The sequence below is a fragment of the Variovorax sp. GW458-11-26-14-LB1 genome (assembly GCF_059423965.1).
The window spans coordinates 62,701-80,390 of sequence record NZ_JBWKYW010000008.1; the positions used below are offsets into that span (position 1 = coordinate 62,701).

The 17,690-nt window shown below is 66.2% G+C and carries 15 protein-coding genes and 1 tRNA gene; 10 read left to right on the top strand and 6 right to left on the bottom strand.

The annotated features are described in order from the left end of the window. Window positions 1-29: 29 nt before the first annotated feature. The 9 genes from AC07YS_RS08180 (at window position 30) to AC07YS_RS08220 (ending at window position 8,417) form a co-directional block, all read left to right on the top strand. Window positions 30-106: transfer RNA gene (locus AC07YS_RS08180), tRNA-Pro, on the top strand. 115 nt (window positions 107-221) lie between these two features. Further along, window positions 222-1,955: a type IV-A pilus assembly ATPase PilB gene (gene pilB / locus AC07YS_RS08185; RefSeq protein WP_493194578.1), complete on the top strand. Its 1,734-nt coding sequence runs from the start codon at window positions 222-224 to the stop codon at window positions 1,953-1,955. Window positions 1,956-1,979: 24 nt separating this feature from the next. Next, window positions 1,980-3,209 carry a type II secretion system F family protein gene (locus tag AC07YS_RS08190; protein WP_495269092.1) on the top strand — a complete coding sequence of 410 codons (1,230 nt, stop codon included), beginning with the start codon at window positions 1,980-1,982 and terminating at the stop codon, window positions 3,207-3,209. Then, complete coding sequence (locus tag AC07YS_RS08195) at window positions 3,209-4,174, top strand: prepilin peptidase (protein WP_495269093.1); 966 nt, start codon at window positions 3,209-3,211, stop codon at window positions 4,172-4,174. The genes AC07YS_RS08190 and AC07YS_RS08195 overlap by 1 nt, the downstream gene beginning before the upstream one ends. A 13-nt stretch (window positions 4,175-4,187) precedes the next feature. After that, window positions 4,188-4,799, top strand: coding sequence for a dephospho-CoA kinase (coaE, locus tag AC07YS_RS08200; RefSeq protein ID WP_495269094.1), 612 nt, complete (start codon window positions 4,188-4,190; stop codon window positions 4,797-4,799). Between the two features lie 76 nt (window positions 4,800-4,875). Continuing rightward, window positions 4,876-6,369, top strand: coding sequence for an MBOAT family O-acyltransferase (locus tag AC07YS_RS08205; RefSeq protein WP_095743910.1), 1,494 nt, complete (start codon window positions 4,876-4,878; stop codon window positions 6,367-6,369). Window positions 6,370-6,375: 6 nt separating this feature from the next. Further along, window positions 6,376-7,407: an alginate O-acetyltransferase AlgX-related protein gene (locus AC07YS_RS08210; protein ID WP_062474527.1), complete on the top strand. Its 1,032-nt coding sequence runs from the start codon at window positions 6,376-6,378 to the stop codon at window positions 7,405-7,407. 36 nt (window positions 7,408-7,443) lie between these two features. Then, window positions 7,444-8,199, top strand: a complete 756-nt coding sequence (gene zapD / locus AC07YS_RS08215) for a cell division protein ZapD (RefSeq protein ID WP_070063618.1) — start codon at window positions 7,444-7,446, stop codon at window positions 8,197-8,199. Window positions 8,200-8,207: 8 nt separating this feature from the next. Beyond that, window positions 8,208-8,417 (top strand): DNA gyrase inhibitor YacG, encoded by a 210-nt coding sequence (locus AC07YS_RS08220; RefSeq protein WP_062474531.1) that lies wholly within the window; start codon window positions 8,208-8,210, stop codon window positions 8,415-8,417. A gap of 43 nt (window positions 8,418-8,460) precedes the next feature. On the opposite strand, the gene AC07YS_RS08225 is transcribed toward AC07YS_RS08220, so the two are convergent. The 5 genes from AC07YS_RS08225 to secA are packed head-to-tail and all read right to left on the bottom strand — an operon-like array spanning window position 8,461 to window position 15,842. Further along, window positions 8,461-10,425 (bottom strand): acyltransferase family protein, encoded by a 1,965-nt coding sequence (locus AC07YS_RS08225; RefSeq protein ID WP_495269095.1) that lies wholly within the window; start codon window positions 10,423-10,425, stop codon window positions 8,461-8,463. 37 nt (window positions 10,426-10,462) lie between these two features. Further along, window positions 10,463-10,921 carry an NUDIX domain-containing protein gene (locus AC07YS_RS08230; RefSeq protein ID WP_495269096.1) on the bottom strand — a complete coding sequence of 153 codons (459 nt, stop codon included), beginning with the start codon at window positions 10,919-10,921 and terminating at the stop codon, window positions 10,463-10,465. Continuing rightward, window positions 10,918-11,793: an ATP-binding protein gene (locus tag AC07YS_RS08235; RefSeq protein WP_062474537.1), complete on the bottom strand. Its 876-nt coding sequence runs from the start codon at window positions 11,791-11,793 to the stop codon at window positions 10,918-10,920. The genes AC07YS_RS08230 and AC07YS_RS08235 overlap by 4 nt, the downstream gene beginning before the upstream one ends. After that, on the bottom strand, window positions 11,790-13,019 hold the full coding sequence (gene argJ, locus AC07YS_RS08240; protein WP_495269097.1) for a bifunctional glutamate N-acetyltransferase/amino-acid acetyltransferase ArgJ: 1,230 nt from the start codon (window positions 13,017-13,019) through the stop codon (window positions 11,790-11,792). The genes AC07YS_RS08235 and argJ overlap by 4 nt, the downstream gene beginning before the upstream one ends. A gap of 36 nt (window positions 13,020-13,055) precedes the next feature. Beyond that, complete coding sequence (gene secA / locus AC07YS_RS08245; RefSeq protein WP_495269098.1) at window positions 13,056-15,842, bottom strand: preprotein translocase subunit SecA; 2,787 nt, start codon at window positions 15,840-15,842, stop codon at window positions 13,056-13,058. Window positions 15,843-16,046: 204 nt separating this feature from the next. Here secA and AC07YS_RS08250 point away from each other — a divergent pair, with 204 nt between their 5' ends. After that, window positions 16,047-16,355, top strand: a complete 309-nt coding sequence (locus AC07YS_RS08250; protein ID WP_062474543.1) for a DciA family protein — start codon at window positions 16,047-16,049, stop codon at window positions 16,353-16,355. A gap of 21 nt (window positions 16,356-16,376) precedes the next feature. Here AC07YS_RS08250 and AC07YS_RS08255 read toward each other — a convergent pair whose 3' ends face one another. Further along, window positions 16,377-17,612 carry a pyridoxal-phosphate dependent enzyme gene (locus AC07YS_RS08255; protein WP_495269099.1) on the bottom strand — a complete coding sequence of 412 codons (1,236 nt, stop codon included), beginning with the start codon at window positions 17,610-17,612 and terminating at the stop codon, window positions 16,377-16,379. Between the last annotated feature and the right edge of the window lie 78 nt (window positions 17,613-17,690).

A 17,690-nucleotide genomic window follows, 5' to 3' on the forward strand; every position in this document is an offset into this window, starting at 1 on the left:
TAGGACGAGTTCTTTTTCTTGCAACCAATCGGGGTGTAGCTTAGCCTGGTAGAGCGCTACGTTCGGGACGTAGAGGCCGGAGGTTCGAATCCTCTCACCCCGACCAGTTTTTCTCGACTGGTCCAGTTAATGTCAGCCCCTGTTGCTGTGTAACGATTTACAGCACAGGCGTGTTCAGCGATGATCGTGAAGCACTTTTTCACATCTTTTGCATTCGCTGAATGGCCGCTGCCGAAATTCCCGTTAAAGAAACTACGCAGATCGCCCTTCCCGGCTTGGCGCGCGCCCTCGTGTCGGCCGGCAAGCTCGCGGCGAAGACAGCCGAAGACATCTATCAGAAGTCGCTGAGCGGCCGCACCAGCTTCATCGCCGAACTGACCGGCACCGGCGCCGTTTCGGCTGCAGACCTCGCCCACACCCTGTCGAGCGCCTTCGGCGCCCCGCTGCTCGACCTCGATGCCATCGATCACCAGCGCCTGCCCAAGGACCTGCTCGATCCGAAGCTCTGCCATGCGTACCGCATCGTCGTTCTCAGCAAGCGCAACAACCGCCTGATCGTCGCGACGGCCGACCCGTCGGACCAGCAAGCCGCGGAAAAGATCAAGTTTGCGTCGCAGATGGGCGTGGACTGGGTCATTGCGGAGTACGACAAGCTCTCGCGCATGATCGAAGCCGCTGCAGTCAGCGCGGCCGAAACCATCAACAGCATCGTCGGCACCGAGTTCGAGTTCGACGATGTCACCGCCGATACCTCGGGAGATGCCAACGAGCAGGCCATTGCCGAAGTCGAAGACGCACCCGTGGTGCGCTTCCTGCACAAGATGCTGCTCGATGCCGTGAGCATGCGAGCGTCGGACATCCACTTCGAGCCTTACGAACACCACTACCGGGTGCGCTTCCGGGTCGACGGCGAGCTGCGCGAAATCGCCAGCCCACCCACGGTCATCAAGGACAAGCTGGCCTCGCGCATCAAGGTCATTTCGCGGCTCGACATCTCGGAGAAGCGCGTGCCGCAAGACGGCCGCATGAAGCTCAAGATCGGCCCCGACCGCGTGATCGACTTCCGCGTGAGCACGCTGCCCACGCTGTTCGGCGAGAAGATCGTCGTTCGTATCCTGGACCCGAGCAGCGCACGCATGGGCATCGACGCCCTGGGCTACGACGCCGACGAGAAAGAGCGGCTCCTCCACGCCATCGGCCGCCCCTATGGCATGGTGCTGGTGACCGGCCCCACGGGTTCGGGCAAGACCGTGTCGCTGTACACCTGCCTGAACCTGCTCAACCAGCCCGGCGTCAACATCGCGACGGCGGAAGACCCGTCGGAAATCAACCTGCCCGGCGTCAACCAGGTCAACGTCAACGAGAAGGCCGGCCTCACTTTCGCGGCCGCGCTGCGTGCCTTCCTGCGGCAGGATCCCGACATCATCATGGTCGGCGAAATCCGCGACCTCGAAACCGCCGATATCTCGATCAAGGCCGCGCAAACCGGTCACCTGGTGCTGTCGACGCTGCACACCAACGACGCCCCGACCACACTCACGCGCATGCGCAACATGGGCATCGCGCCATTCAACATCGCGTCGAGCGTGATCCTGATCACCGCGCAACGCCTCGCGCGCCGGCTGTGCATGCTGTGCCGCGCGCCGATCGACATCCCGCGCGAAGCCCTGCTCGATGCCGGCTTCAAAGAGGAAGACATCAACGGCACCTGGAAGCCCTACCGCCCGGTCGGCTGCGCCGCCTGCAGCGGCGGCTACAAGGGCCGGGTCGGCATCTACCAGGTGATGCCGATTTCGGAAGCCATCCAGGAAATCATCCTGCGCGACGGCAGTGCGCTGGACATCGCGAACCAATCCGAAGCCGAAGGCGTGCGCTCGCTGCGCCAGTCCGGCCTTCGGAAAGTCATGCAGGGCCTCACTTCGCTCGAAGAAGTCGTCGCCTGCACCAACCTATAACGAACACACTGAACCGGAGATCGAATGGCAACAGTGGCATCCCCCCGCTCCCAGGTCACGCACAAGGAATTCGTCTTCGAATGGGAAGGCAAGGACCGCAACGGCAAGCTGGTACGCGGCGAACTTCGCGCCGCCGGGGAGAACCAGGTGCAGGCGGCCTTGCGTCGCCAGGGCGTGCTGGCCTCCAAGATCAAGAAGCGCCGCATGCGCTCGGGCAAGGCGATCAAGCCCAAGGACATCGCGATCTTCACGCGCCAGCTCGCGACCATGATGAAGGCGGGCGTGCCGCTGCTGCAGTCCTTCGACATCGTCGGCCGCGGCAACGCGAACCCGAGCGTCGCCAAGCTGCTGAACGACATCCGCAGCGATGTCGAGACCGGCACCTCGCTGTCGTCCGCTTTTCGCAAGTTTCCGAAGTACTTCGACAACCTGTACTGCAACCTGGTGGAGGCCGGTGAGGCTGCCGGTATCCTGGAAGAGTTGCTGGACCGTCTCGCGACCTACATGGAGAAAACCGAGGCGATCAAGTCGAAGATCAAGTCGGCACTGATGTACCCGACTTCGGTGATCGTCGTGGCCTTCGTGGTGGTGGCCGTCATCATGATCTTCGTGATCCCCGCGTTCAAGGAGGTGTTCACCTCGTTCGGGGCCGACCTGCCCGCACCAACGCTGTTCGTGATGGCTATGAGCGAGTTTTTCGTTGCCTATTGGTGGCTGATCTTCGGCGTGCTCGGCGGTGGCATCTACTTCTTTCTGCAAGCGTGGAAACGCAATGAGCGCGTCCAGAAAGTCATGGACCGCCTGCTGCTGCGCATTCCCGTCTTCGGCACGCTGATCGAGAAATCCTGCGTGGCCCGCTGGACCCGCACGCTCGCCACCATGTTCGCGGCCGGCGTGCCGCTGGTGGAGGCGCTCGACTCGGTGGGCGGCGCATCGGGCAACTCGGTGTACGGCGACGCCACCGCCAAGATCCAGCAGGAAGTCTCGACCGGCACCAGCCTCACGACGGCCATGACCAACGTCAACCTGTTCCCCTCGATGGTGATCCAGATGACCGCCATCGGTGAAGAGTCGGGTTCAATCGACCACATGCTCGGCAAGGCCGCTGACTTCTACGAATCCGAAGTCGACGACATGGTCGCCGGCCTCTCCAGCCTGATGGAGCCCATCATCATCGTGTTCCTGGGCGTCATCATCGGGGGCATCGTGGTGTCGATGTACCTGCCCATCTTCAAGCTCGGCCAGGTCGTCTGATGCTGGTATCGCAAGGGTTCGACACCGCGTTGGCCGGTGTGCTGGGGCTATTGATCGGCAGTTTCCTCAACGTGGTGATCTACCGCACCCCGGTCATGATGTACCGGGGCTGGCTGGGCGATGCGGTCGCCAACCTCATGTCGTCGAAGGACATGCCTTCGCTCTGGTCGCTGGTCTTCGGCCCGAAGGTCGTGCCGCCCGCAGGGCTCGAGGCGGCCGCCGACAAGGCCGCCGAAGCGCTCGAGAAGCTCCCGCCCTTCGACCTCACGCGCCCCGCCTCGCGCTGCGGCGCATGCGGCCACAAGATCCGCTGGTACCAGAACATCCCGGTGCTCAGCTACCTCGTGCTGCGTGGCCGGTGCGCCAGCTGCAAGACCTCGATCAGCCCCCGTTACCCCCTCGTCGAGCTGATCACGGGCGCGCTGTTCGCCCTGTGCGCGCACCGCTTCGGCATCACCCCCACGGGCGCGCTCTGGGCGGCCTTCGGCGCCGTGCTGATCTGTCAGTTCCTCATCGACTTCGACACCCAGTTCCTGCCCGACGCCCTGAACTACCCGCTGCTCTGGCTCGGCCTGGTCGGGGCCGCCATGGGCTGGACCGGCGTCAGCCTGAACACCGCGGTCTGGGGCACCGTGTTCGGCTACCTGAGCCTGTGGCTTGTGTACCATGCCTACCGCCTGGCCACAGGCAAGGAAGGCATGGGACATGGGGACTTCAAACTGCTCGCCGCTCTGGGCGCCTGGCTCGGCGCCGACTACCTCATTGCGATCATCCTCGTCTCCTCGGTGGTGGGCGCCGTGATCGGCCTCACGCTGCGCTTCGCCGGCAAGCTGGCCCACAAGGACATTCCCATCGCCTTCGGCCCCTTCCTGGCCGGCGCCGGCCTGATCTGCCTCGTGGCCGGTCCCGCCGTCGTCAAGCAGTGGATTCCCTTCGCCTTCCCTTTCGGGGCCCTGGCCCTTTGAGAACGACAGCGGCATGGCGGTGAAGCGCATCGGCCTGACCGGCGGCATCGGCAGCGGCAAGAGCACGGTCGCGTCGCTGCTGGTGGCCGAAGGGGCCGTGCTGGTCGACACCGACGCCATCGCGCGCCGCATCGCGCAGGCCGGCGGCATCGCGATGCCTGCCATCGAGGCCGCATTCGGCGCCTCGGTCATCGCGCCCGACGGCGGCCTCGACCGAGCCGCCATGCGCCAACTGGTGTTCGCCGATGCAGGCGCCAAGGCCCGCCTCGAAGCCATCCTGCATCCGCTGATCGGCACCGAAACGCAACGCCAGGCAGCCGCCGCCGGCGACGACGCCGTCGTCGTGTTCGACGTCCCCCTGCTGGTCGAATCCGGCCGCTGGCGCGCCCTCGTGGACCGCGTGCTGGTGGTCGATGCCCGCGAAGACACGCAACTGCAGCGCGTCGTCGCACGCTCGGGATGGGAGCCCGAGGCCGTGCGTGCCGTGATCGCCCAGCAGGCGCCGCGCAAGGCGCGCCGGGCCGCCGCCGACGCCGTGATTTACAACGAGTCGTTGACGCTCGCGGAACTGGGCACCGAGGTGCGGGGTCTCTGGAAGCTGTGGGCTGCGGCCACCACGCGATAATCCGAGACCAGCCGCCCCGGCGGCTCTATAACGATTACGACAAAAAGGCGCTCGCCCCTGCAGTGCCCTCCCCGAGATGCTTTTCAACTCGTATCCCTTCATTTTTGTCTATTTCCCGCTGGTCCTGATCGGGTTCTTCCTGATCGGCAAACGCAACGCCCGCGCCGCCGCCGGCTTCCTCGGACTGGCCTCGCTGTTCTTCTACGGCTGGTGGAGCGTGCAGGCCCTGCCGCTGCTGCTGGGTTCCATCTGCGTCAACTACTGGTTCGGCCTGCAGCTGACGCCCGCGCCGGGACGCAACGACCGCAAGCGCAAGACGCTGCTGATCGCCTCGCTGGTGATCAACCTGGGCGTGCTGGCCGTCTTCAAGTACGCCAACTTCTTCCTGGAAAACGTCGATGCGGGGCTGGTCGCCGCGGGTCTCACGCCGATCGATCTGGTGCACATCGTGCTGCCGATCGGCATCTCGTTCTATACCTTCACGCAGATCGCCTTCCTGGTCGACTGCTGGCAGGGCAAGGTGCACGAGCGCAGCTTCATCCACTACGTACTGTTCGTCACCTACTTCCCGCACCTGATCGCGGGCCCGGTGCTGCACCACGCGCAGATGATGCCGCAGTTCGCGAACCCCGCGACCTACCGGATGGACCCGAACAAGGTCGCCATCGGCCTGACGATCTTCGTCTTCGGCCTCGCCAAGAAACTGCTGATCGCCGACCCCATGGGGCAGTACGCCGACCTGATGTTCAACGGCGTTCACAAGGGCATCGAGCCCACGTTGTACACCGCGTGGTTCGGTGCGCTGGCCTATACGCTGCAGATCTATTTCGACTTCTCGGGCTACTCGGACATGGCCGTCGGCCTCTCGATGTGCCTGGGCGTGCAGCTGCCGCTCAACTTCCGCTCGCCCTATAAGTCGACCAACATCATCGAGTTCTGGCGCCGCTGGCACATCTCGCTGTCGACCTTCCTGCGCGACTACCTCTACGTGCCGCTGGGCGGCAACCGCAAGGGCCCGGCGCGGCGCTACCTGAACCTGTTCCTCACGATGCTGCTGGGCGGCCTGTGGCACGGCGCGGCCTGGACCTTCGTGGTCTGGGGCGCGATGCACGGCGCGTTCCTGATGGTCAATCACCTCTGGAACGCCAAGGTCCGTCGCAACGCCACCCCGGGGCGCATCGCGCGCGTGCTGGGCTGGCTGCTGACCTTCCTGTGTGTGGTGGTGGCCTGGATCGTCTTCCGCGCCGACGGCATGAACACGGCCATGTCCATCTACAAGGGCATGCTGGGCCTGCACGGCGCGCCGGTCTCGGCGTTCAGCGAGTTCGGCAAGGTGCCGTTCCGCAAGCCGGAGTTCTTCCAGCTCATGCTGGTGGCGATCGTCATCTGCCTGACGCTGCCGCCGACCATCACCCTGGAGCGCTGGATTCCCCATCCGAAGTCGATGGCAGGCCGCCCGGTGATGGCCCGCCTGTCGACCGTGGTGCTCGCCATCGGTACCTTCGCACTGTTCGCGTGGTGCGTTTCGAAGCTGGGCGGCTACAGCCCCTTCCTCTATTTCCAATTCTGATTCGACATGACGACGACCACGACGCCCGCGAAAGTCTGGCTGCGGTTCTTCCTCTTCGGCTACTTCGTCCTGATGGCCCTGTGGATCATTTCGCTCACCAGCCCGGTGCCCTACGGCGACCTCACGCGCATCGGACGCCTGTCCGAACGCGAGTTCGGCTGGCGCGACCCGCCGCCCAAGGTCGATCCGGTCTACCTCGCCAGCACGCCCATCGAACAGGCGGACGTGATGGTCGTGGGCGACAGCTTCTCCATGACGCACCGCTGGCAGTCTGTGCTCGCCAAGGCCGGCTACCGGGTCTCGACCTCGTACTGGGGCCAGTACGGCGAGTCGCTGTGCGGCGACTTCAGCCAGTGGGTCCACGACTCCGGCTTCAAGGGCAAGCTGGTCATCATCGAAAGCGTGGAGCGCCTGCTGGACATGCGCATGCGCTACAGCGAGCGCTGCAAGGACGGCAAGACCATCTTCCCCTACAGCGCCAAGGCCGAGCCCCTCATCGAACCCGACGAGACCGTGCCGGCCTTCGCGCCCAACTGGGAAGTCCAGTACATGACCGGCGTCGTGACCTACTACCACACGTGGAAGGCCAAGAACTCGCCGGTAGACACCTATTTCGATCGTGACACCTGGGTAAGGAAAGTCCCCGACGGTTGCAAATTCTTCTCGCATCGCCAGTGCGACCGGATGCCCTTCTTCCAGGAAGACGAGGACAATGGCCCGTTGACCTCCGACACGCTGGCGCGAATGAAGAACTTCACCGCTGCGCACAGCACCATCCCGCTCCTGTGGATGGTGGTGCCCAACAAGACCACGGTCTACCTCAAGCCCGATTTCTCGAAAGACTTCGAAAGCGGCTTCCGCGACGCGAAGCTGGGCCCCGACCTGTACGCCTTCACCCGCGAAAAGCACACGCAGATCCGCGACTTCTACTTCTCGAACGACACGCACATGTCCATGCACGGACAGCTCGCACTCGGCGAGCGCATGCTGGCCGCGGTGCGCGAAGTGATGCCCACACCCCCTTCCAAATCGCCCTGAAGTTATGATTCCGCGACAGGAAACCGACAAATACGCGTGATCCTCTACGAGTACCCCTTCAACGAGCGCATCCGCACGTACCTGAGGCTGGAGCATCTGTTCCGTCGCCTCGGGGAACTGGTGCCCTCGGAATCGCCGCTTTCGCACCACTACGCCCTGGTCACGATCTTCGAGATCATGGACGTGGCGGCGCGCGCCGACCTCAAGGCCGACGTGCTGCGCGACCTCGACAAGCACAAGAACGTCTTCAACAGCTACCGGGGCAATCCGGCCATCGCCGAGACGGTGCTGAACCAGGTGGTCGACCAGCTCGAACGCAACTTCAGCGCGCTCAACGGCGTGGCCGGTAAGGCGGGACAGGCACTCACCGAGAACGAGTGGCTCATGAGCATCCGCAGCCGCGCCGGCATTCCGGGCGGCACCTGCGAGTTCGACCTGCCCGCCTACTACGCGTGGCAGCACCGCACCCCAGCCAGCCGCCGCGCCGACCTGGAACGCTGGTCGAACACGCTGTCGCCGCTGGCCTCCTCGATCTACCTGCTGCTCAAGCTGCTGCGCGACGCCGACGTGCCCTACAAGGTGATCGCCACCCACGGGCAGTTCCAGCAGAACCTGCCGCAGGGACGCAGCTTCCAGCTGCTGCGGCTGCGCATCGATCCCAAGCTGGGCCTGGTCCCGGAAATCAGCGGCAACCGCCTCATGGTCTCGGTGCGGCTCATGCGGCACGAGGCCGACGACCGCCTGCACCCGAGCACGGAAGACACCCCCTTCGAACTGACCCTCTGCGCGTGAGGCCCGGTGTGAGCAAGAAGAAAGAAGACGAACGCATCGTCCGCTGCCCGACCTGCGGAGGCGACAGCATTTATGCGGAGCGCAACCCGTTCCGGCCGTTCTGCAGCGCCCGCTGCAAGGGCATCGACTTCGGCGCCTGGGCGACCGAGGAATTCAGGATGCCGGCGGAGACACCGCCCGACGAAGAGCCCTTCGGCGATCCCAAGCTGCAGCAATAGATCGCATGCACGCCGCCGCAGCCCAGCCAGGGCTGCAGGGTCGTCAGTTGGCTGCCGCGGGCTGCACGCCCTCTTCCAGGAACACCTTGTCCAGGTAGGTCGCGAACTGCCGCGTGAACGCGGGCCGCAGGTGGCCGTGGTCCTTGTAGGCCGGCGCACCGTCGGGCATCGTCCGCGGGCACTGGCCGTCCTTGCACAAGGCGCCCAGCACGTCGATCGCCTCCGCGCCGCTGGCGGCCGCGATCTGCAGGAGCCGCTGGTTGAGCTTCACCTGGTCGGCGAGCACGGGTGCGGTCGGCGAATTGCCCACCACCGACAGCGTGCGCAGGCGGCTGCCCTCGATCATGCGGCGGGGTTCGAAGTCGTCGCCCAGCGCGTTGTCCAGCAGCAGATAGACCTTTTTCTTCTGCTTGACCAGTTCGGTCACCCACGCCTGCAGCGCCACCAGCGAGGGCTCGATGCCGGCGCGGTCGCCGCGGGTCAGGGAGAGCGACGTGCCGTTCGCGCGCAGCACGTAATCCAGCGGGAAATCGCCCGTGAAGTAGCAGTTCCAGCAGCTGCCGATCAGCACGGTGTCGATCTGCGGGTCCCGCGCCATCGCCATCCACTGGTCGCGGGCCGGGCCGCAGCCGGGGTTCTGTTCGGCGAAGACGTTCGGAATGGCCGGGCACGCGCCGTAGGTGAAGAAGTACGTGGTCGCCATGCGCTCGGGCGCGAGGCGTGCCAGCTCCGCGGCGCGGGGGCCGTATTCGATGACGTGGCTGTCGCCGATCAGCAGCACCTTGCGGGCGCCGTTGCCGATGCGATTCACCGCGTAGGGCCCGAAGTTTTCGGAGGAAAAGCCGGCGTAGTAGTCGCCATCCACCGTCGCATCGGTCACCTGCTGCAGCAGCTCGCTGTTGTGGCGTGCGGGCAGGCCGTTGAGCACGGCCACGCCGGCCACGGCCACGAACGCACCGGTGCCCACGAGCGTGCGCAGCATGCCCGCGCCCAGGCGGGCCCGCGTGAACCGTTCGATGAAGCGGTAGGTCAGCCAGGCCAGCAGCACGCCGGCCACCACCATCGTCACGCGCGTCCCCACCGACGGCTCCGCGCCCTTGACGATCCGCGCATACACCAGGAGCGGCCAGTGCCACAGGTACAGCGGATAGCTGATCAGGCCGATCCACACCATCGCGCGGTTCGACAGGAAGTACTTGTTCAGCACACCCGTCGGGCCGGCCGCGATACAGCTCACCGCGCCCAGCGTCGGCAGCAGCGCCCACCAGCCGGGGAAGGCCTTGTCGCTGCGGATCATCACGAGGCCCAGCACGATCAGGCCCACGCCCAGCACCGACTGCACATGGCTGCGCCAGACGCTCGGTGCCGACGGCTTCATCCGCATGCAGGCCAGGATGCCGCCCACCATGAGTTCCCAGAAGCGCGAGGCCGGCGAATAGAAGGCCGCCGTGCGGAACGGGTGGATCGTCGTCACGTTGATGAGGAACGACACCACCGCCAGCACCCACAACACGCGCACGATCGGCCAGCGCCGGCGCCAGGCCAGCCCGAGCAGCAGCGGCCAGAAAATGTAGAACTGTTCTTCGATGCCCAGCGACCACAGGTGCAGCAGCGGCTTGGTCTCGGCGGCCGTGTCGAAGTAGCCGGCCTCGCTCCAGAAGACGAAGTTGGCCACGAAGCCCACGCCGCCCAGCGCCTGCTTGCCCAGTTCGACGAATTCCTTGTTGAGCAGCACGTACCAGCCGAAGGCGAGCACGCCCGCCAGCATCAGCATCAGCGCCGGGAAGATCCGACGGATGCGCCGCGCATAGAAGTCGCGGTAGCTGAAATCGCCGGCCGCGTGGCTCTGCATGATGATCGTCGTGATCAGGAAGCCCGAGATCACGAAGAAGATGTCGACGCCGATGAAGCCGCCAGGCAGCAGCTTCGGAAACGCGTGGAAGATGACGACCGAGGCCACGGCCACGGCGCGCAGGCCGTCGATGTCGGCACGGTACTTGGGATGCATATCTCTTACTTCTGGACCACGGTCGTGCCGTGCGTCGTCAGGCGACGGTCGACACCGCCTCGGCGGCCGACGCGGGCAGGCCGCGTTCCTCGACCAGCCACGCCAGCACCGGCAGCGCACCCGGCAGCACCGGCGCCACCTCGAGCGGCAATTGCTGCCAGGCCATGGCCTGGCTTTCGCGCATCTCGAACTCGCCGGTCCAGTCCGTCACCTTGCACCAGTGCAGGCGCACCAGCGCGTGCGGGTAGTCGTGCTCCGTGACCTTCCAGACCTCGGCGCCGCCGATGGTGATGCCCAGTTCTTCCTGCAACTCGCGGCGCAGGGCTTCCTCGACCGTCTCGCCGGCCTCGATCTTGCCGCCCGGAAACTCCCAGTAGCCCGCATAGGCCTTGCCTTCGGGCCGCGTGGTGAGCAGCAGCGCCTCGTCGGCCAGCCGGATCAGCACGCCGACGGCCACTTCGGTGTGCTTGCGCGCCGATGTCACAGCCTCGCTCACGCGCCGGCCCGTCCTGCGTAGTCGCGCGCGAACTGGTAGGCCACGCGGCCGCTGCGCGAACCGCGCTCCAGCGCCCACACGAGCGCCTCGGGCCGCGCCGCCGCGATGGCCGCGTCGTCGACGCCGAACGACGAGAGCCACTGGCCCACGATCGTCAGGTATTCGTTCTGGCTGAAGGGGTAGAAGCTCACCCAGAGGCCGAAGCGCTCCGACAGCGAGATCTTCTCTTCGATCACCTCGCCCGGATGCACTTCGCCGTCGTCTGTGTGCTTGTACGTGAGGTTGTCCTTCATGTACTCGGGCAGCAGGTGGCGCCGGTTGCTGGTGGCGTAGATCAGCACGTTGGGCGTCGAGGCGGCAATCGATCCGTCGAGGATCGACTTGAGCGCCTTGTAGCCCGGCTCGCCCTCATCGAAGCTGAGGTCGTCGCTGAAGACGATGAACTTCTCGGGACGCTGCGACACCACCTCGACGATGTCGGGCAGGTCGGTGAGCTCGGCCTTGTCGACCTCGATCAGGCGCAGGCCCTGCGGCGCGTAGGCCTGCAGGCAGGCGCGAATGAGCGACGACTTGCCCGTGCCGCGTGCGCCGGTCAGCAGCACGTTGTTGGCCGGCTTGCCTTCGACGAACTGGCGCGTGTTGCGCTCGATCTTTTCCTTCTGGACGTCGATTTCCCTCAGCGAATCGAGCGCCATCGTGGCCACGTGCTTCACGGGCTCCAGCACGCCATGGCCGGAGCTGCGGCGGCGGTAGCGCCACGCGATGGAGGCGCTCCAGTCGGTCGGCGCGGCCAGCGGCTGCGGCAGGATCGATTCGATGCGGCCGATGAGCTGTTCGGCGCGCTCGATGAGCTTCTGGAACTGCTCGTTCATGACCGGTAGTCGGCGTTGATGGTCACGTATTCGTGGCTGAAGTCGCAGGTCCACACGGTGTCGCTGGCGGTGCCGCGGCCCAGGCCGATGCGCACGGTGATTTCGCTCTGCTTCATCACGCGCTGGCCGTCTTCCTCGCGGTACGACGGGTTGCGCCCGCCCTTCACCGCCACGTGCACGTCGTCCAGGAACAGGTCGATGCCGGTCTGGTCGAGGTCGGCAATGCCGGCATAGCCGACGGCCGCCAGGATGCGGCCCAGGTTCGGGTCGCTGGCGAAGAAGGCGGTCTTGACCAGCGGCGAATGCGCCACGGCATAGGCCACCTGGCGGCACTCGGCCCCGTCCTTGCCGCCGTCGACCTGGATGGTGATGAACTTGGTCGCGCCTTCGCCGTCGCGCACGATGGCCTGTGCCAGCAGGCGGGCCACGTCGCGCATCGCGGCCACGAGCGCCTGGCCGTCGGCCGAGTCGAGCGAGGTGATGGTGGCGTGCGCGGCCTTCTGCGTGGCGATGACCACGAAGGAGTCGTTGGTCGAGGTGTCGCCGTCGATGGTCACGCGGTTGAACGACGCGTCGGCCAGCTGCGTGGCCAGCGGCTGGATCAGCGCCGGGTCGATCTTCGCGTCGGTCGCCATGAAGCCGAGCATGGTCGCCATGTTCGGGCGGATCATGCCGGCGCCCTTGCTGATGCCGGTGACGGTGACCGTGGCACCGCCGATCTGCACCTGGCGGCTGAACGCCTTGGGAATCGTGTCGGTGGTCATGATGCCTTCGGCGGCACGGGCCCAGTTGTTTTCCGACGCGTCGGCCAGCGCGGCCGGCAGGCCGGCTTCGATGCGGTCCACGGGCAGCGGCTCCATGATCACGCCGGTCGAGAACGGCAGGATCTGCTCGGGTGCCAGCTCCAGGTGGCGTGCCAGCGCGATGCAGGTCGAGCGCGTGCGCATCAGGCCGTCTTCGCCGGTGCCGGCGTTGGCGTTGCCGGTGTTGATCACCATCGCGCGGATGCCGTAGTTGGCCTTCAGGTGGTCACGACAGACCTGCACCGGTGCGGCGCAGAAGCGGTTCTGCGTGAACACGCCGCCGACCGCCGAGCCTTCGTCGATCAGCACGACGGTCAGGTCCTTGCGGTTGGCCTTGCGCACGCCGGCTTCGGCCACGCCGATGCGGACGCCGGGCACCGCGAACAGCGCGGCGGGATCGGGAGCGGACAGGTTCACGGGCATGGGATTTCTCTCAATGAAAGGTGCGGGGACTTCAGCTCAGCTCAGCTTGCCGTGGCACTGCTTGTACTTCTTGCCGCTGCCGCAGGGGCAGGGGTCGTTGCGGCCGACGCGCGCGAAGGCGGCGGCTTCGGCGCTCAGGGCACCGGTGCCGACAGCCGCCAGGCGGCGCTGGTTCTCTTCGTCGACGCGCACCTCGACCTCGCCGGTCTCGGTGGGCGCGGTGTAGGTGATGTTCGAGACGTTCTCGCCGCGGCTTTCCATTTCCTCGGCCGCCTGCTCGAGCTGTTCGCCCGACTGCACGCGCACCGTCATGAGCTGGCGCGTGACTTCGTTCTTGACCGAGTCGAGCAGCTGACCGAAGAGCTCGAAGGCCTCGCGCTTGTATTCCTGCTTGGGCTGCTTCTGCGCATAGCCGCGCAGGTGGATGCCCTGGCGCAGGTAGTCGAGCGAGGCCAGGTGTTCGCGCCAGTGGGTGTCGATGCTCTGCAGCAGCACCATGCGTTCGAACTGGGTGAAGTTCTCCTGGCCGATCAGCGTGACCTTGGCGTCGAAGCTCTCGTTGGCGTAGGCCACGATCTTCTCGACCACTTCCTCGTCGGAGATGGCATCGGCGGCCTCGACCTGCTGCTTGAGCGGCATGTCGATGCCCCACTCGCTGAACAGGCTCTTCTCGAGGGCGTCGAGGTCCCATTGCTCTTCGACCGATTCGCGCGGCACGTACTGGCGCGCGAGGTCGGTGAAGCAGCCTTCGCGCAGCGCGGCGATCTGCGCCGTGAGGTCGGCCGCGTCGAGGATGTCGTTGCGCTGCTGGTAGATCACCTTGCGCTGGTCGTTCGACACGTCGTCGTACTCGAGCAGCTGCTTGCGGATGTCGAAGTTGCGCGCCTCGACCTTGCGCTGCGCGCTCTCGATGCTGCGCGTGACGATGCCGGCTTCGATGGCTTCGCCGTCGGGCATCTTCAGGCGGTCCATGATCGCCTTCACGCGGTCGCCCGCGAAGATGCGCATCAGCGGATCGTCCAGGCTCAGGTAGAAGCGCGAGGAGCCTGGGTCGCCCTGGCGGCCCGAACGGCCGCGCAGCTGGTTGTCGATGCGGCGCGACTCATGGCGTTCGGTGGCGATGATGCGCAGGCCGCCCAGCGACTTCACGAACTCGTGGTCCTTGGTCCACTCGGCGCGCACGTGGGCGATGTCGGCTTGCTTGGTGGCTTCGTCGCGGCCTTCGTCGTTCTCGATCGCCTCGATCATCTTCTCGATGTTGCCGCCCAGCACGATGTCGGTACCGCGGCCGGCCATGTTGGTCGCGATGGTGATCATCTTCGTGCGGCCGGCCTGCGCCACGATGTCGGCTTCGCGGGCGTGCTGCTTGGCGTTGAGCACCTGGTGCGGCAGGCCTGCCTTCTCGAGCAGGGCGTCGATGATTTCCGAGTTCTCGATCGACGAGGTGCCCACCAGCACCGGCTGGCCGCGCTCGTAGCACTCGCGGATGTCTTGAATGGCCGCTTCGTACTTCTCGCGCGTCGTCTTGTAGACGCGGTCGAGCTGGTCGTCGCGCTTGCTGATGCGGTTCGGCGGAATGATCGTGGTCTCGAGACCGTAGATTTCCTGGAATTCGTAGGCCTCGGTGTCGGCCGTGCCGGTCATGCCGGCCAGCTTGCCGTACAGGCGGAAGTAGTTCTGGAAGGTGATCGAGGCCAGGGTCTGGTTCTCGGCCTGGATCTCGACGCCTTCCTTGGCTTCGACGGCCTGGTGCAGGCCGTCGCTCCAGCGGCGGCCACTCATGAGGCGGCCGGTGAATTCGTCGACGATGACCACTTCGCCCTGCTGCACCACGTAGTGCTGGTCGCGGTGGTACAGGTGGCGGGCACGCAGCGCGGCATTCAGGTGATGCATCAGCGTGATGTTGGCCGGGTCGTACAGCGACGCGCCTTCGGGAATCAGCTTGAGCTCGCCCAGGATGCGCTCGGCGTTCTCATGGCCGTCTTCGGTCAGGAACACCTGGTGGGTCTTCTCGTCGACCGTGAAGTCACCGGGCACCGTGACGCCCTCGCCCGTGCGCGGATCGGCTTCGCCTTCCTGCTTCTTGAGCAGCGGCACCACCTTGTTGATCGCCAGGTACAGGTCGGTGTGGTCTTCGGCCTGGCCGCTGATGATCAGCGGCGTGCGGGCCTCGTCGATCAGGATGGAGTCCACCTCGTCGACGATCGCGAAGTTCAGGCCCCGCTGCACCCGGTCACCGGGCTCGTAGACCATGTTGTCGCGCAGGTAGTCGAAGCCGTACTCGTTGTTCGTGCCGTACGTGATGTCGCTGCTGTAGGCAGCCTGCTTTTCCTCGCGCGGCATCTGCGGCAGGTTGATGCCCACCGACAGACCCAGGAAGTTGTACAGGCGGCCCATCCAGGTCGCGTCGCGGTTGGCCAGGTAGTCGTTCACCGTGACCACGTGCACGCCCTTGCCGGACAGCGCATTCAGGTACACGGGCAGCGTGGCGGTCAGCGTCTTGCCTTCGCCGGTGCGCATTTCGGAGATCTTGCCGTTGTGCAGCGCCATGCCGCCGAGCAGCTGGACGTCGAAGTGGCGCATCTTCATGACGCGCTTGGAGCCTTCGCGCACGGTGGCGAAGGCTTCGGGCAACAGGTCGTCGAGCGACTCGCCCTTGGCGATGCGGTCCTTGAATTCCTGCGTCTTGGCGCGCAGCGCGTCGTCGCTGAGCTTTTCGAATTCGGGTTCGAGCGCATTGATGCGCGTCACCGTCTTGCGATACTGCTTGAGGAGCCGGTCGTTGCGACTGCCGAAGATCTGGGTCAGGAAGTTGGTTGCCATGGGCGTGGAGAGGGGCGGGCACCTGACACGACAGGCACTGCGACCGGATTCCCTAAGATATGGTGAAAGCAGTTGGGCGCACCTTCTTCGAATGCAAGCTTCGCAAGTCTCGAAGTCGGATGGCCCCGTTCCGGAACAAACGCCGACGCACGCGTCGGCAAACCGGGCATTTTAGCTGTCTTGTTTCTAACCCCTGGATTACCCATGTATCGCCGACTGCCCCCCGCCATTTCACTGCACGATGCTGCGGCAGGCGCCCCCACCCTGGGGAGCCTGATGGCGCGCGCGCGGGACACGGCCGAGCGGCTGAAGGCCATCGAAGGGTTGATTCCGCCGGCCATGCGCGCGGCCATCCAGCCGGGGCCGGCCGAGGGCGACGTGTGGTGCCTGCTGGTCAAGGGCAGCGCCGCGGCCGCCAAGCTGCGACAGCTGTCGCCGATGCTGGTCACGCGGCTGAAGAACCGGGGCTGGGACGTCGCGACGATCCGCATCAAGGTGCACACGGGGCGCTGAGCCCCGGGGTCGCACACCGCCTCAGGCAGGCACGGCGCGATCGGGCCAGCTCGGGTCGCTCGACGCGTCGGAGGTCAGCACCATCACGACATGCGCATCGGCCGCGATGGTCTCGGCCTCGCGCAGTTGCCGCACGGCCCCCAGGCCCGCCGCTGCCGCGAGTTCGGCACTCACGCCGGCCGCGGTGAGCAGCCGCCGCGCCGCGCGGGCCTCGTCGTCGCCCACCACCACGGCACCGCCGCCGCTGGCCGTGGCGGCTTGCCATTGCAGGTAAGTGACCGTCGCGCCCGCGCTCGACAGCTGCGCCGTGCGACCGGGGTAGCTGCCGTTGAGCGCCCCGCCGCCGAGCACGCGCGACAGCCGCGGGAAAGGCTCGACCAGCCACATCCGCGGCAGGCGCGCGATGCGCCCCGCCGCCAGCAGCTCACGAAAACCGGCGTAGATGCCCCAGGCCATGTCGCCGCGGCCGGTCGGCACCACGACGTGGTCGGGCAGGCCGCCGTCCTTCAGGCACTCTTCGGCGATGGCCTTGTAGCCCTCCACGCCCAAGGGCGCGCTGCCCAGCGCGGGCAGGCGGTAGTTGGAGAGCGCGAAATACCCCGGGTACTGCGAGCGCTCGCGCACGAAGCCCCAGCGGCCGGTGTTGTCGGCGAACACATAGCGCCGCGCGCCCAGTGCGTCGAGCTGGCGGGCGTAGGTGGCGGGCATCGCCTCGTAGGAGGCCACCTCGCAACCGAGCCCCGCGGCCCAGGCGTAGTGCGCCGCCGACACCGCCGTGTTGCCCGACGAGGCGAGCACCAGCGTGTGGGCGCCGGCGTCCAGCGCCTGTGCCACGCCCATCGCGGTCAGCCGGTCTTTCGGCGAGCCGGTGGGGTTGCGCGATTCGTCCTTGATGCTCAGGCGCGCGATGTCGAACTGCCGCGCGAGCTCGGGCATGTCGTGCAGCGGCGTGTTGCCCTCGCCGAGCGAAAAGCCCTGCACGTACGGCATCGGCACCACGTCCGGGCCGCCGGGCCGGTAGCTGGCGCGCAGCCCGACGTGAAAGCCGGCCTGCCGGCAGGCCGGGCAGCCGTCGTTGGCGAGCGTGACCGGGTACAGCGCGTCGCAGCGCAGGCACTGCAGCCCCTGCAGGCGCGGATTGCGCTGCGGCGTGAACGAGCGGCCGAGCACCCCGGCCGGCCGCCCCGGCAGGAAGGTCTGCGCGGGGCTCTCCGGCGGCGCGGTGAACTTGAAGTCCAGAACGAGCGATGGGGTCACGGATCGTTGACTCGTTAATAAATGTGACCGAATCTTATTCAAAATCAACAAAATCCACGATACGGGAGTTCATCCCAT

Coding starts and splice junctions, on each gene's coding strand:
- pilB (WP_493194578.1), top strand. CDS start 222: ATGGCCGCTGCCGAAATTCCCGTTAAAGAAACTACGCAGATCGCCCTT.
- AC07YS_RS08190 (WP_495269092.1), top strand. CDS start 1,980: ATGGCAACAGTGGCATCCCCCCGCTCCCAGGTCACGCACAAGGAATTC.
- AC07YS_RS08195 (WP_495269093.1), top strand. CDS start 3,209: ATGCTGGTATCGCAAGGGTTCGACACCGCGTTGGCCGGTGTGCTGGGG.
- coaE (WP_495269094.1), top strand. CDS start 4,188: ATGGCGGTGAAGCGCATCGGCCTGACCGGCGGCATCGGCAGCGGCAAG.
- AC07YS_RS08205 (WP_095743910.1), top strand. CDS start 4,876: ATGCTTTTCAACTCGTATCCCTTCATTTTTGTCTATTTCCCGCTGGTC.
- AC07YS_RS08210 (WP_062474527.1), top strand. CDS start 6,376: ATGACGACGACCACGACGCCCGCGAAAGTCTGGCTGCGGTTCTTCCTC.
- AC07YS_RS08225 (WP_495269095.1), bottom strand. CDS start 10,425: ATGCATCCCAAGTACCGTGCCGACATCGACGGCCTGCGCGCCGTGGCC.
- AC07YS_RS08235 (WP_062474537.1), bottom strand. CDS start 11,793: ATGAACGAGCAGTTCCAGAAGCTCATCGAGCGCGCCGAACAGCTCATC.
- argJ (WP_495269097.1), bottom strand. CDS start 13,019: ATGCCCGTGAACCTGTCCGCTCCCGATCCCGCCGCGCTGTTCGCGGTG.
- secA (WP_495269098.1), bottom strand. CDS start 15,842: ATGGCAACCAACTTCCTGACCCAGATCTTCGGCAGTCGCAACGACCGG.
- AC07YS_RS08250 (WP_062474543.1), top strand. CDS start 16,047: ATGTATCGCCGACTGCCCCCCGCCATTTCACTGCACGATGCTGCGGCA.